The sequence below is a fragment of the Pseudomonas palleroniana genome, assembly GCF_003031675.1.
Taxonomy (GTDB): domain Bacteria; phylum Pseudomonadota; class Gammaproteobacteria; order Pseudomonadales; family Pseudomonadaceae; genus Aquipseudomonas; species Aquipseudomonas palleroniana.
The window spans coordinates 156421-169182 of sequence record NZ_PYWX01000061.1; the positions used below are offsets into that span (position 1 = coordinate 156421).

The 12762-nt window shown below is 58.9% G+C and carries 13 protein-coding genes; 4 read left to right on the forward strand and 9 right to left on the reverse strand.

From position 1 onward, the window contains the following. Nucleotides 1-23: 23 nt before the first annotated feature. The 5 genes from C9383_RS20675 to C9383_RS20695 form a co-directional block, all read right to left on the reverse strand. A complete protein-coding gene (locus C9383_RS20675; RefSeq protein ID WP_060754191.1) occupies nucleotides 24-770 on the reverse strand; it encodes a YebC/PmpR family DNA-binding transcriptional regulator in 747 nt (248 codons plus the stop codon). 150 nt (nucleotides 771-920) lie between these two features. Next, nucleotides 921-2696 (reverse strand): aspartate--tRNA ligase, encoded by a 1776-nt coding sequence (gene aspS, locus C9383_RS20680; protein WP_060754192.1) that lies wholly within the window; start codon nucleotides 2694-2696, stop codon nucleotides 921-923. A 107-nt stretch (nucleotides 2697-2803) separates the two neighbouring features. Further along, complete coding sequence (locus C9383_RS20685; protein WP_010208103.1) at nucleotides 2804-3025, reverse strand: FmdB family zinc ribbon protein; 222 nt, start codon at nucleotides 3023-3025, stop codon at nucleotides 2804-2806. Nucleotides 3026-3207: 182 nt separating this feature from the next. Beyond that, nucleotides 3208-3549, reverse strand: a complete 342-nt coding sequence (locus C9383_RS20690) for a ribbon-helix-helix domain-containing protein (RefSeq protein ID WP_060754193.1) — start codon at nucleotides 3547-3549, stop codon at nucleotides 3208-3210. A 182-nt stretch (nucleotides 3550-3731) separates the two neighbouring features. Next, a complete protein-coding gene (locus C9383_RS20695) occupies nucleotides 3732-4205 on the reverse strand; it encodes a Dps family protein (protein WP_090368861.1) in 474 nt (157 codons plus the stop codon). Nucleotides 4206-4633: 428 nt separating this feature from the next. Between C9383_RS20695 and C9383_RS28545 the strand changes: the two genes are divergently transcribed. Continuing rightward, a complete protein-coding gene (locus tag C9383_RS28545) occupies nucleotides 4634-5236 on the forward strand; it encodes a cold-shock protein (RefSeq protein WP_090368859.1) in 603 nt (200 codons plus the stop codon). A gap of 73 nt (nucleotides 5237-5309) precedes the next feature. Here C9383_RS28545 and C9383_RS20705 read toward each other — a convergent pair whose 3' ends face one another. Both C9383_RS20705 and C9383_RS20710 read right to left on the reverse strand, forming a co-directional pair. Beyond that, a complete protein-coding gene (locus C9383_RS20705; protein ID WP_090368857.1) occupies nucleotides 5310-5516 on the reverse strand; it encodes a SlyX family protein in 207 nt (68 codons plus the stop codon). A gap of 3 nt (nucleotides 5517-5519) precedes the next feature. After that, the gene (locus C9383_RS20710) at nucleotides 5520-5945 is read right to left on the reverse strand and encodes an HIT domain-containing protein (RefSeq protein WP_090368855.1); all 426 of its coding nucleotides are present in this window, start codon (nucleotides 5943-5945) and stop codon (nucleotides 5520-5522) included. 743 nt (nucleotides 5946-6688) lie between these two features. Here C9383_RS20710 and C9383_RS20715 point away from each other — a divergent pair. Then, nucleotides 6689-7990 (forward strand): OprD family porin, encoded by a 1302-nt coding sequence (locus tag C9383_RS20715; RefSeq protein ID WP_090368853.1) that lies wholly within the window; start codon nucleotides 6689-6691, stop codon nucleotides 7988-7990. A gap of 187 nt (nucleotides 7991-8177) precedes the next feature. Here C9383_RS20715 and C9383_RS20720 read toward each other — a convergent pair whose 3' ends face one another. Together C9383_RS20720 and C9383_RS20725 are read right to left on the reverse strand one after the other, a co-directional pair. Continuing rightward, the gene (locus C9383_RS20720; protein WP_060754198.1) at nucleotides 8178-9020 is read right to left on the reverse strand and encodes a mechanosensitive ion channel family protein; all 843 of its coding nucleotides are present in this window, start codon (nucleotides 9018-9020) and stop codon (nucleotides 8178-8180) included. Between the two features lie 135 nt (nucleotides 9021-9155). After that, on the reverse strand, nucleotides 9156-9641 hold the full coding sequence (locus tag C9383_RS20725) for a YajQ family cyclic di-GMP-binding protein (protein WP_060754199.1): 486 nt from the start codon (nucleotides 9639-9641) through the stop codon (nucleotides 9156-9158). A 123-nt stretch (nucleotides 9642-9764) separates the two neighbouring features. Between C9383_RS20725 and C9383_RS20730 the strand changes: the two genes are divergently transcribed. Both C9383_RS20730 and C9383_RS20735 read left to right on the forward strand, forming a co-directional pair. Then, the gene (locus C9383_RS20730; protein WP_090368851.1) at nucleotides 9765-10682 is read left to right on the forward strand and encodes a putative 2-dehydropantoate 2-reductase; all 918 of its coding nucleotides are present in this window, start codon (nucleotides 9765-9767) and stop codon (nucleotides 10680-10682) included. Nucleotides 10683-10728: 46 nt separating this feature from the next. Beyond that, nucleotides 10729-12762: a sensor histidine kinase gene (locus C9383_RS20735; protein WP_090368849.1), complete on the forward strand. Its 2034-nt coding sequence runs from the start codon at nucleotides 10729-10731 to the stop codon at nucleotides 12760-12762.

Sequence of the window (12762 nt, forward strand, 5' to 3'; positions counted from 1 at the left end):
CCCACATGGATCTACATCGCCCTTCAGCCTAGCTGTTCGGCGACGGATTCCGGGATGTCCGCGTTGGAATACACGTTCTGTACATCATCCAGGTCTTCAAGCATATCCAGCATCTTCAGCACTTTCTGCGCGCCGTCCAGGTCCAGCTCGGCGCTGGTGGTCGGCAGCATCACGATTTCCGCGTCGGTGCCTTTGAAACCAGCGGCGTCCAGGGCGTTACGCACGGCGTAGAAACTGGCGAACGAGGTGAACACGTCGATGGAGCCATCTTCGTTGGTCACCACATCGTCGGCGTCCGCCTCCATCGCGGCCTCCATCAGCGCATCTTCATCCGTTCCCGGTGCGAAGCTGATCTGCCCCTTGCGCTCGAACAGGTAAGCCACCGAACCGTCGGTACCGAGGTTGCCGCCGCACTTGCTGAATGCGTGGCGCACGGCCGCGGCGGTGCGGTTGCGGTTGTCGGTCATGCACTCGACCATTACCGCCACACCGCCTGGGCCGTAGCCTTCGTAGCTCAGCTCGACCATGTCATCGGTGTCGGCGGCGCCGGCGCCACGGGCCACGGCGCGGTCAATGATGTCACGGCTCATGTTCGCGCCGAGGGCCTTGTCGAGCGCCAGGCGCAAGCGCGGGTTGGAACCCGGATCACCACCGCCCTGACGGGCCGCGACGGTCAGTTCACGAATCCACTTGGTAAAGATCTTGCCCTTCTTGGCATCCTGACGCTCTTTGCGGTGCTTGATGTTCGCCCACTTGGAATGGCCAGCCATAACACAACTCCGAAATTCTGTAGAAACCTTATCAACCCCGCCCCAGGGCGGACTTTTCTTTTTAAAGTGCAGCCCTTGTAACGCAAAGGCGCATCCGAAGATGCGCCTTTTTAGACTGCGTAAACCTCAGTGCGCTTTCACGCAGCGGCCTTACTCAGCCTTCGGCGTCTCACGCAGGCGAATGTGCAGCTCGCGCAGTGCCTTGGCATCCACCACACCCGGCGCCTGGGTCATGACGTCCGCAGCACTCTGGGTTTTCGGGAAGGCAATCACTTCACGGATCGACTGGGCGCCGGTCATCAGCATCACCAGACGGTCCAGACCGAACGCCAGGCCACCATGGGGCGGCGCGCCGTACTTCAGGGCGTCGAGCAGGAAGCCGAACTTCTCTTCCTGTTCCGCTTCGTTGATGCCCAACAGGCGGAACACCGCTTGCTGCATCTCTTTACGGTGGATACGGATCGAACCGCCGCCCAACTCCGTGCCGTTGAGCACCATGTCGTAGGCACGGGACAGAGCGCCCGCCGGGTTGGCTTCCAGCTCGGCCGGCGAGCACTTCGGCGCGGTGAACGGGTGGTGCAAGGCGCTGAAGCTGCCGTCGTCGTTTTCTTCGAACATCGGGAAGTCAACGACCCACATCGGGGCCCACTCACAGGTCAGCAGGTTCAGGTCATGACCGAGCTTGATACGCAGTGCGCCCAAGGCTTCGCTGACGATCTTGGCCTTGTCGGCCCCGAAGAACACGATGTCGCCGTCGACGGCACCGACGCGATCGAGGATCGCGTTCAGGTTCTCCAGCGGAATGTTTTTCACGATCGGCGATTGCAGGCCATCAACACCGTTGGCGCGCTCGTTGACCTTGATGTAAGCAAGGCCCTTGGCACCGTAGATGCCGACGAACTTGGTGTAGTCGTCGATCTGCTTGCGCGGCATGCTCGCGCCGCCAGGCACGCGCAGGGCGGCAATACGGCATTTTGGATCGTTGGCCGGGCCACTGAACACCTTGAAATCAACTTCTTTGAGTTGATCGGCCACGTCCACCAGTTCCAGCGGGTTACGCAGGTCTGGCTTGTCGGAACCGTAGCGGCGCATGGCTTCTTCGAAGGTCATGTGCGGGAACTCGCCGAACTCCAGACCCAGCACTTCCTTGAACAGGTTGCGGATCATTTGTTCGGTCAGGCCCATGATCTCTTTTTCATCGAGGAAGCTGGTCTCGATGTCGATCTGGGTGAATTCCGGCTGACGGTCGGCGCGCAGGTCTTCGTCGCGGAAGCATTTGGCGATCTGGTAGTAACGGTCGAAGCCGGCCACCATCAGCAGTTGCTTGAACAACTGCGGCGATTGCGGCAGGGCGAAGAACGAGCCCGCGTGGGTACGGCTAGGCACCAGGTAGTCACGTGCGCCTTCCGGCGTGGCACGGGTCAGGATCGGTGTTTCAACGTCGAGGAAGCCGTTCTCGTCGAGGAAGCGACGGATGCTGGTGGTCATGCGCGAACGCAGGCGCAGCTTCTCGGCCATTTCCGGGCGACGCAGGTCCAGGAAGCGGTAGCGCAGGCGGGTTTCTTCGCCCACGTCGGAGTATTCGTTGAGTGGGAACGGCGGGGTTTCCGCCTCGTTCAACACTTCCAGCTCATAGCCCAGCACTTCAATACCGCCGGACGCCATGTTCTTGTTCACGGCACCAGCCGGACGCAGGCGCACCTTGCCGGTGATCTTCACAACGTATTCGCTGCGCACACGGTCGGCGGCGGCGAAGCTCTCGGCGCGGTCCGGGTCGAACACCACCTGGGCCAGACCATCACGATCACGGATATCGAGGAAGATCACCCCGCCGTGGTCGCGACGACGGTGAACCCATCCGCAAAGGGTGATTTCCTGACCTTCCAGGGTCTCGTTCAGTTGGCCGCAATAGTGGCTGCGCATCATGGTAGTGGTTTCACTTCTCGTAATTCGAAATTCGGTGGAGGCCCGCCTCGTCACCGTACATTAAAGCAGGGGACGGATAATGCAGGAGCCTGCGCGTAGAGTTCAACTCAGTCTGCTTTGTCGCCGCCCGCCAGGTTCTTCTTCGAACCGGTCTTGAAGTCGGTTTCGTACCAGCCGCTGCCACTCAGGCGAAAGCCCGGCATCGACAACATCTTCTTCAGCTCAGGCGCCTGGCAGGCAGGGCAATCGACCAGCGGTGCTGCGCTGATCTTTTGAATGGCTTCCAACTGATGACCACAGGAAGCACATTGATAGTCGTACATGGGCATGGAGATGTCTCGGCGATCAGATCGTTACGGCGCCACGCCTGCTCACTGCTCCATGGAGCACGAAGAAAGCCGGCATGCGCGGCAAAGCGCGGGATTATATCTGGTAAATCGGCACAGCGCAGCCGCCTTTCTGCCCGAAGCCCGGCCCGCCTTGACAGTGGGCCGGCTTCGCTACCGCCAGGCTAATCGGGGGGCATGAGGGCAACGCGGCCTTTCAACAGGTGAACCACGCATACCACCCTGACCAGCCCGCTGAAGTTTTTCACCCCCCCATACCGCAAGTGCACTTCCCGATCGACATAGGACAACAATGCACTGACCGAGCAGGCATTGATCCTGGCTATTTCCGTGAGGATATTCCAATAGATCTGTTCAAGCCGCAGGCAGGTGGAAAACCCATTGAGCCTCACCGACCGCGACAGCGGCTTGGCCAGCCCCATGTCGAACCCCTTGGCGAAGGGGTCGACCTTTATCTTGTGAAAACCGCAGGTCTCCATCACTCCCTTACCCATTCCGCGTGACATACACCTGACACTCCATTGCCAAACAGCAGCCCATGGGCTTGTCCCATTGGGCAGTGGGCCTATAAAACAGCAGGACGCGAGGAGCAGCCAGAAGACACGGCGTTGATAATCGTAGGACAACGCCAGGAAGTGCACGGAAACAAGCGGGCAGCGCCAGGAAGGCGCCACCCGGGAATTAACCCTTACTGGTTTTCAAGCAGGGAGCGCAACATCCATGCGGTTTTCTCGTGGACCTGCATGCGCTGGGTCAACAAGTCCGCCGTCGGCTCGTCGCTGACCTTGTCGAGCAATGGGAAGATGCCCCGCGCGGTGCGCGTTACCGCTTCCTGGCCGGCGACCAGTTGCTTGATCATCTCTTCGGCGCTCGGCACACCCTCCTCCTCCTTGATGGAAGAAAGACGGGCGTATATCGAATAAGCACCCGGTGCCGGGAACCCCAGGGCACGGATGCGCTCGGCAATGGAGTCCACCGCCAGCGCCAGTTCGTTGTACTGCTCTTCAAACATCAAGTGCAGCGTACGGAACATGGGGCCGGTGACGTTCCAATGGAAATTGTGGGTTTTCAGATACAACACATAGGTATCGGACAGCAGCCGTGAAAGTCCGTCGACGATGGATTTACGATCGTCTTCACTGATACCAATATCGATTGCCATGTTTTTCCCCTTCAATTGACGAGCATTCATTGATCAGGTGCAGGACCACTCTAGCAAGAGTGCCGGCGGCGTGCAGCCCGCCCTCCCGAGGTGGAGTGCGGCAAATCGTCCCTGTGCGGCTTGTCGGCCCGCGACCGGCAAGCCTTCAGGGAGTAGGAAAATGCCGAAAATGCCGCTCAAAAAACCCGCACCTGTCTAGGACAAGTGTTTGACGCAGAAATGCCCAAGCAGCCGCAACACCCCGAAATGCTTGATTTGAGTAGGCACAGCCTTTGCTGTTAAATAGGTGACGTGGGGCGGCCGTTCATTTCTGCGGCACATCCCATAGGCTGATACCCGCGCACGTGCTCAACGCCTCCCATTGTTCAGAAGCGAACCGTGCCGGTCAGCTCTTCCTTAGTGTTCCGTCTTAACGTGAGTTAATCAAAATGTTGAAAATCGTCCACCTGCTAACGGGCGTTGCAGCGTTGCTGCTGTCGTTTATCCCGAGCCTGCAGCCTGAAAGCCTGCCCTATCTGGAACAACACGATGCCCTGTACCTGGCCTTGTTCGGCCTTCTCAACCTGGCGCTCGCACCGGTAATTCCTTACTGGAACAAAGGCACGCGTCATCAACTGCAAAACCTGGTCAGCGCGCTGCTGGTACTGACCGTTGTCGTTCAAACCCTCACCCTCCTGGCACCGATGCCTGAAGTGGGCGGCCATCCGGCCATCCTGCTCAGCCTGGTGATCGCTGTGGTCGCCATCGTTCTTCACCTGGCCATCAGCTTCTACCGCTCGTCCCCTGCGGCCGCGTCGCAAAACTACGACATGACCAACCGGGATACCGGTACCGTCAAGTGGTTCAACACGTCCAAAGGCTTCGGCTTTATTTCCCGCGATTCGGGCGACGATATTTTCGTCCACTTCCGGGCTATCCGTGGCGAAGGCCATCGCGTCCTGGTCGAAGGCCAGCGCGTGGAGTTCTCTGTCATGAACCGTGACAAAGGCCTGCAAGCCGAAGATGTCATCGCTGCACTGCCGCGTCGCTGACCCCAGCCGGCGCAGCAAAAAAAACCGCGACCCAGCCAAGCTGGATCGCGGTTTTTTTATTCGCGTCGATTGATCAATAGTGCGGCGGCGGCGCTTCTTCTTCGGTCGTCTCGAACTGGCCACCCATTTCTTCCTGGCGCTTGAGCAGCGCGGTCATCTGCAGTTGCAGGCGCTCGACGGCCCGCTGCTGGGTAACCAGAATGTCATTGAGGGTTTCGATGGTGTCGTCCTGGAAGGCCAGGCGGCTTTCCAGGTCAGTGACGCGGTCTTGCAGGTCCATGGTTCAATCCTGGGTAAAAATGAAGCTGGCAGGCAATAGCTCGCGCAATCGACTACGGATAGCCGCCACTTGCTCTTCAGTGTAAGGCTGCGCCGGATGCTTGCCCCAGACCGGTGCAGGCCAGGCGGCGTCACCGTGTTTACGCACGATCACATGCACGTGCAACTGGCTGACCACATTGCCCAATGCACCAATGTTCATCTTATCGGCCGCCAGCCCTTCATTGAGCAACTGCGCCAGGGCGGTGGTTTCCTGCCACAGGGTTTGCTGATCGGCAACATCCAGTTGAAACACTTCACTGATACCTTCAATACGCGGAACCAGGATGAACCAGGGGTAATGGGCATCGTTGGACAGCAGCAGGCGGCAAAGCGGGAAATCCCCTATGACCTTCGTGTCTTGTTGCAGGCGTTGATCCAAGGCGAACACGTGAGTACTCCGTTGCGCGGGTCGATTTCAGGCGCCCAGCATACCTTCGATTGCAGGCGGCTTCACGGCGAATGCGCAGGGCCTTGAGTCAACCGACGAAAATTCATGCCCTGTTTCGATGCAGGCCAATAGTTGAGCTACGCTGATCCTGGTCGCCAGCAGTTGCACCAAAATGACCCACTTGTGCCTCAAAGAGATCCGCCGATTACCCACCAAGGAGTGTGAACCGGTAACGTTTTGCTCTGGCACAGGATTCATGGACCACCAAAGGGGTAAACGGCACGTGCGTCAAGCCCAAACCAAACGGCGTAAAAAGCCCGTGCTTATGCGGTTTTTACAGGGCCGTAATGTTTTTCACGAAAAAATGACATTCGGTTACCCCTTTGTGCACGCTTGTTGCATTCACACCCACATCGTCGGCAACGACACTCGCCTGGAAGCCGGTGTTTCGCGATAAAAAACAGCAGCGTTTCAATGCACGCCAAGGATGAGTTCAAACTTCGAAGGGTAGTTTGAAAGAGTATTGAAGTTGTCAGCCCAGTTACACTCGGGCTGTGAATTTGCGACATGGAGCTAGCGATTTACGACAGCCTCGTAAAGAAGCTGAAAGGATAGATGGGTAAGTATCGTCAATAACGTCTGCGTGATATAACTTTGCGCCGACACAAAAAAGAAAGAGCCGCCCAGATAAAAATACAGGTGGGACGGCAGTACTCTTCCTAAAACCAAAGGAGCAAATCACGATGCGCGTGATGAAGTGGAGCATGATCGCCCTGGCTGTTTCAGCAGGCACCTCGCAGTTCGCAATGGCGTCCGCCCAGGACGATTCCAAGGGCTTTATCGAGGACAGTACAGCCAGCATTCTGACTCGTACTCTGTACTTCAGCCGTGACTTCCGTAACAACGCGCCAGGCACACAGAGCCGCCGTGAAGAAACGGGTCTTGGCTTCCACGGACTGTTCAGCTCGGGCTACACCCAAGGCACCATCGGGGTCGGTTTCGATGCCATCGGCTTGCTGGGCCTCAAACTCGACAGCGGCAAGGGCCGCGCCGGTACCGGCCTGTTCCCTAACGGCTCCGACGGCCGTGCGCAGGACGACTATTCCAAGGGTGGCGCCGCCATCAAGTTCCGTATTTCCGATACGGTCCTGAAAGTGGGCGACCAATACACCACCGCTCCGGTATTCGCATCCGACGACAGCCGCCTGCTGCCAGAGCTGCCGCAAGGTATCTCGATCACCAGCAACGAGATCAAGGGCCTGAAACTGGAAGCCGGTCACTTCACCTCGATCGTTGCCCAGGACCACACCTACAAGGACAGTATCGCCAGCTCCGAGCCAGGCACCGGTACCGGCCTGCGCGATGCCAACTTCGTCGGCGGCGTGTACTCCTGGACGCCTGAGTTCACCACCAGCCTCTACTACTCGAAAGTAGAAGACTACTGGAAGAAGCTCTACGCCAACGTGAACTGGACTCACGCGCTCGACAAAGATCAGTCGGTAGCCGTTGACTTCAACATCTACAGCACCAAAAGCGACGGTGCCGGCCTGCAACGCGCAGAAAAAGACGGCACCACCAAGCTGGATAACCGTGCCTACAGCTTGCAAGGCGCGTATACCTACCAGGCTCACACATTCACCTTGGCCTACCAGAAGGTCAGCGGTGACGGTGACTACGGCTATGGCGTAGACGGTGGCGGCACGATTTTCCTGGCCAACTCCGTCGCCCGCTCCGACTTCAACGCTGAAGACGAGAAATCCTGGCAAGCTCGCTATGACCTGAACATGGCCACCTTCGGCGTGCCAGGCCTGAGCTTCATGACTCGTTACGTCAGCGGTAGCGGCGCCAACACCGGCACCACGTCGAACGGTAAAGAGTGGGAACGCGACATCGAAGCCAAATACGTGATCCAGAGCGGCCCGGCCAAAGACCTGAGCCTGCGCGTACGTCAAGCGACCTATCGTTCGTCTGACGGCGTGTACTACGGTTCGGCGTCCATCGACGAACTGCGTCTGATCGCGCAATACCCGCTGAACATCTTGTAATTAGCCGCTTGATTACAATGATGACCTAAGGCATCCGCCTTAACTAAAAAGCCGCTCCCCTGTTCACAAGGGAGCGGCTTTTTTATTGCAGTTATATTTCACTGGAAAAATAGCAAGCTAACTAACCAGATAAAAAACCGCACACCTGACCTGACCGTTCAGCCAAGTTTTGCAGCATCACACTTAGTTACTTCGTAGCACTTTCCTGCATTACACGAATAACCCGCTGCGGAAACGGAATATCAATACCTGCCGCTTTCAAACGATCACGCGCCAGTTCATTGAGCATGAACATCACATCCCAATAATCCGCCGTCTTGGTCCAGCAGCGCAGCGAAACGGTGATAGAACTGTCGCCCAAGGTCGACACCACGGCTACAGCCGCTGGGTCGGCCAATACGCGAGGGTCCTTGGCCAGTTCCAGCAGCACTTCACGGGCTTTCTGCAGATCAGCGTCATAGTCCACACCCACATCAAACACCACCTTGCGGGTTGGCTGACGGTTGGTGTTGGTGATGATGCCGTTGGACAGGCTGCCATTCGGGATGATCACCGTCTTGTTGTCGCCGGTGCGCAACACGGTGTGGAAGATCTGGATACTGTCGACGGTACCCGAGGTGCCCTGGGCTTCGATCCAGTCACCAATGCGGAACGGGCGGAACAACAGAATCAGCACGCCACCGGCAAAGTTCGCCAGGCTGCCTTGCAATGCCAAGCCAATGGCCAGGGTCGCGGCACCAATCGCCGCCACGAACGAGGTGGTTGCCACGCCGATCATCGAGGCCACGTTGACCACCAGCATGACCTTGAGCGCGATGTTCGCAAGGCTGGTGATGAAATGCTGTAGCGCCAGGTCCGCATTGCGCAGCGCCAGCAAACGCCCGACCCGATGGGTCAAGACGTTGATCAGCCACCAGCCGATGGCCAGGGTGACCACCGCCAGTAAAAACCGGCTGCCGTATTCCATGATCATCGGGACCCACGACTGCGAGGTCTTGATCAACTGATCCACTTCTGCGTTTAAATCCATGTAGCTTCTCCTGTTGGGCGGTGTGCGGCTTTATCAACTGCCTGAAAACGCAAATGAGCCCCTTGGGGCTCAATGGCAGGCGCAGGTTCCGGGGCGTGGGACGTCAAAAACGCCGACGGGTTCCCCGCAAAGCCATCAGTCGCGGAAGTTATTGAACTGCAGCGGCATGTCGAAGGACTTGGCGCGCAGCGCTGCGATCGCTTCTTGCAGGTCATCACGTTTCTTGCCCGTGACCCGCACCTGCTCACCCTGGATGGCAGCCTGCACTTTGAGCTTGGCATCCTTGATGTGGGCGACGATTTTCTTGGCCAGCTCTTTGTCGATGCCTTCCTTGAGGACGGCTTCCTGCTTCATCAGCTTGCCCGAAGCGTAGGCATCCTTGATTTCAAGGCATTGCGCGTCGATCTTGCGTTTAACCAGGGACAGCTTGAGGATCTCGATCATCGCTTCCAGCTGGAAATCGGCTTCAGCGGTCAGGTTGACGGTCAGTTCCTTTTCCTTGAATTCGAAGCTGCCCTTGCCTTTCAAGTCATAGCGACGGTCCAGCTCCTTGACGGCGTTCTCGACGGCGTTGGTGACTTCGTGTTTGTCCAGTTCGGATACCACGTCGAACGAAGGCATGTCATTTCTCCAATATAAGGGGCGGGCTCAGTAGAGATGGAGCGCGCCCGAGCTAAAATGCCGGGGCATTATAGCGGTTCTTTCGCCGCGTTCACTGCGAGCAGCCCTACGGAGTAAAAACTGATGTCGACCACCTGGCACATTCTCGGCGCCGGCAGCCTGGGCACCCTCTGGGCTGCGCGCCTGGCACGCGCTGGCCTGCCCGTACGGCTGATCCTGCGTGATGATGCACGCCTGGCCAGCTATCGGGCGGGCCCGGGGTTGACGCTGGTCGAACAAGGCATAGCGCACACCTATCCGGTAACCGGCGAAACGCCTGACAGCCCGGAACCGATTCATCGCCTGCTGGTGGCGTGCAAAGCCTACGACGCGCAAAGCGCAGTAGCCCAGTTGCAACATCGATTGGTACCGGACGCCGAACTGGTCCTGCTGCAAAACGGCCTCGGCAGCCAGGACGCCGTCGCAGCCCAACTGCCCCAGGCCCGCTGCATCTTTGCCTCCAGTACCGAAGGCGCATTCCGCGACGGCGACTGGCGCGTGGTATTTGCCGGCCATGGCTACACGTGGCTGGGCGATGCCGCCCACCCCACGCCACCGCTGTGGCTGGATGACCTGCACGCCGCGGGCATCCCCCACGAATGGAGCACCGCGATTCTCACGCGCCTCTGGCGCAAGCTGGCCCTCAACTGTGCGATCAACCCTTTGACCGTGCTGTACCAGTGCCGCAACGGCGGCCTGCAAAACCATCAATGTGAAGTGGCGACCCTGTGCGCCGAGCTGACCGAGTTACTCGAATGCAGCGGCCAGCCGGCCGCTGCCGAGCATTTGCACAGTGAAGTGGAACGGGTGATCCAGGCCACCGCCGCCAACTACTCGTCCATGTATCAGGATGTGGCCAACCGCAGCCGTACCGAAATCAGCTACCTGCTGGGCTACGCCTGCGAAGCCGCTGCCCGCCATCAATTGGCCCTGCCGCACCTGCAACAGGTACAGGCGCGCCTGGTCGAGCACTTGCGTGCACACGGATTGGCCAGCGACTGAGGCACGCGCTACCCTGCCTACCTGTCTATCACCTGGGAAAACCCTGATGCCATTGCGCCAGCGTCTTGAAAATCTACCGGTAGGGCAGAAACTGCTGGCCGCCTTGCTGGTGTTGTTGACCACCGTATTGTTGGTGGCCAACCTGACGTTCATCAGCGCGGCTTACTGGATCTCCCAGGAAAGCATGGCGCCCCAGGCGCTACAGGCTATCGGGCGGTTGGTGTCCAACCCGTCACTGGCCGCTGAAGCCCTCGAATCGTCCACCAAGGCCGAAGCCCTGCTCAATGAACTGACCAGCTATTCACCGCTGCGCGCCGCCGCACTGTATGACGGCGAAGGCACTCGCCTGGCGCAGATGCAGCACGCCAATCGCCTGCACCTGCCGGATAATTACCGGCATATCGAGGCTTGGCGCCTCACTGAGTTTCGCAGCAACCAGGTCATCACCCTGCCCCGTCCCGGCCAGCCTCCCGGGCATCTGCTGCTGGTGGCCAGCAGCGAACTGCCGATGGCCTTTTATACCGGCACGCTGACGGCCAGCCTGGGCATCCTGATTTTCAGCGTGCTGCTGTGGCTGGTCATTGCCCGACAGATCAAGCGCCTGATCACTCGCCCCATCCACGAACTGGAAGAGCTGTCGCGTCAAGTGACTCGCGAAGAGAACTATTCCTTGCGCGCCGGGCGCGGCAACCATGACGAGATCGGCAGCCTGGCGGAAGCCTTCAACACCATGTTGTCGCGCATCGAAGCCCGCGAGCAGCAGCTCAAACGCGCCCGTGATGACTCCCAAGCCGCTTACGACCAAGCCCAGGGCCTGGCCGAGGAAACCCGTCATACCAACCGCAAACTCGAGCTGGAAGTACAGGTTCGCAGCAAGATCGAGAAAAAACTCACCGGTTTCCAGAACTACCTGAACAGCATCATCGACTCGATGCCGTCGGCGCTGATCGCCTTGGACGAACAGCTCTACGTCACCCAGTGGAACCAGGAAGCCAGCGCCCTTTCCGGGACACGCCTGGATGAAGCGCTGAATCAACCGATCTTTCTCGCCTTCCAGCCGCTCAAACCCTACCTGAGGCAACTCAAGGCCGCGGTCGAGCAGCACAGCGTGGAACGCATCGAGCGCGTCACCTGGGTCAAGGATGACGAGCCCAAGCATTACGCCCTGACGTTTTACCCGTTGATGGGCGGTGCCGGGCGCGGCGTGGTAATCCGGATCGACGACATCACCCAGCGCCTGTCGCTTGAGGAAATGATGGTGCAGTCGGAAAAAATGCTCTCCGTCGGCGGGCTTGCCGCAGGCATGGCCCATGAGATCAACAACCCGCTGGGAGCCATCCTGCACAACGTCCAGAACATTCGCCGCCGCCTGTCTCCCGACCTGCCCAAGAACCTGGAACACGCCGAACAGGCAGGCATCGAGCTGGACACCGTCAACCGCTACCTGCAAAGCCGCGAAGTGCCGCAGTTGCTCGACGGCATCCAACAAGCCGGCGCTCGGGCTGCGAAGATCGTCACCCACATGCTCAGTTTCAGCCGCCGTAGCAATCGGCAAATGGCGCCCTGCGATCTGCCGGCGCTGATCGACCAGGCAGTGGAAATCGCCGGTAACGACTTTGACCTGACCATCGGCTTCGACTTCAAAGGCCAGGCGATCATCCGCCAATTCGATCCACTGTTAGGCCCGGTACCGGGCACCGCCAACGAGCTGGAACAGGTGTTGCTCAACTTGCTGAAAAACGCCGCCCAGGCCATTCACCTGCGTGAAGACGACAGCGAGCCGGGGCGCATTATCTTGCGCACCCGCCTCAACCCGCCGTGGGCCGAAATCCAGGTGGAAGACAATGGCATCGGCATGAGCGAAAGCGTGCGCAAGCGCACCTTCGAACCGTTCTTCACCACCAAGGAAATCGGCCAGGGCACCGGGCTCGGGCTGTCGGTCTCGTACTTCATCATCACCAACAACCACAAGGGCCAGATGGAAGTACAGTCGACCCTCGGCCAAGGTACCTGCTTCACGCTGCGCCTGCCCTTGGCTGGCAGCCAATTACCTTACGAACTCACCCAACCGGAGCAATGA

Coding starts and splice junctions, on each gene's coding strand:
- C9383_RS20675 (WP_060754191.1), bottom strand. CDS start 770: ATGGCTGGCCATTCCAAGTGGGCGAACATCAAGCACCGCAAAGAGCGT.
- aspS (WP_060754192.1), bottom strand. CDS start 2,696: ATGATGCGCAGCCACTATTGCGGCCAACTGAACGAGACCCTGGAAGGT.
- C9383_RS20685 (WP_010208103.1), bottom strand. CDS start 3,025: ATGCCCATGTACGACTATCAATGTGCTTCCTGTGGTCATCAGTTGGAA.
- C9383_RS20690 (WP_060754193.1), bottom strand. CDS start 3,549: ATGTCACGCGGAATGGGTAAGGGAGTGATGGAGACCTGCGGTTTTCAC.
- C9383_RS20695 (WP_090368861.1), bottom strand. CDS start 4,205: ATGGCAATCGATATTGGTATCAGTGAAGACGATCGTAAATCCATCGTC.
- C9383_RS28545 (WP_090368859.1), top strand. CDS start 4,634: ATGTTGAAAATCGTCCACCTGCTAACGGGCGTTGCAGCGTTGCTGCTG.
- C9383_RS20705 (WP_090368857.1), bottom strand. CDS start 5,516: ATGGACCTGCAAGACCGCGTCACTGACCTGGAAAGCCGCCTGGCCTTC.
- C9383_RS20715 (WP_090368853.1), top strand. CDS start 6,689: ATGCGCGTGATGAAGTGGAGCATGATCGCCCTGGCTGTTTCAGCAGGC.
- C9383_RS20720 (WP_060754198.1), bottom strand. CDS start 9,020: ATGGATTTAAACGCAGAAGTGGATCAGTTGATCAAGACCTCGCAGTCG.
- C9383_RS20725 (WP_060754199.1), bottom strand. CDS start 9,641: ATGCCTTCGTTCGACGTGGTATCCGAACTGGACAAACACGAAGTCACC.
- C9383_RS20730 (WP_090368851.1), top strand. CDS start 9,765: ATGTCGACCACCTGGCACATTCTCGGCGCCGGCAGCCTGGGCACCCTC.
- C9383_RS20735 (WP_090368849.1), top strand. CDS start 10,729: ATGCCATTGCGCCAGCGTCTTGAAAATCTACCGGTAGGGCAGAAACTG.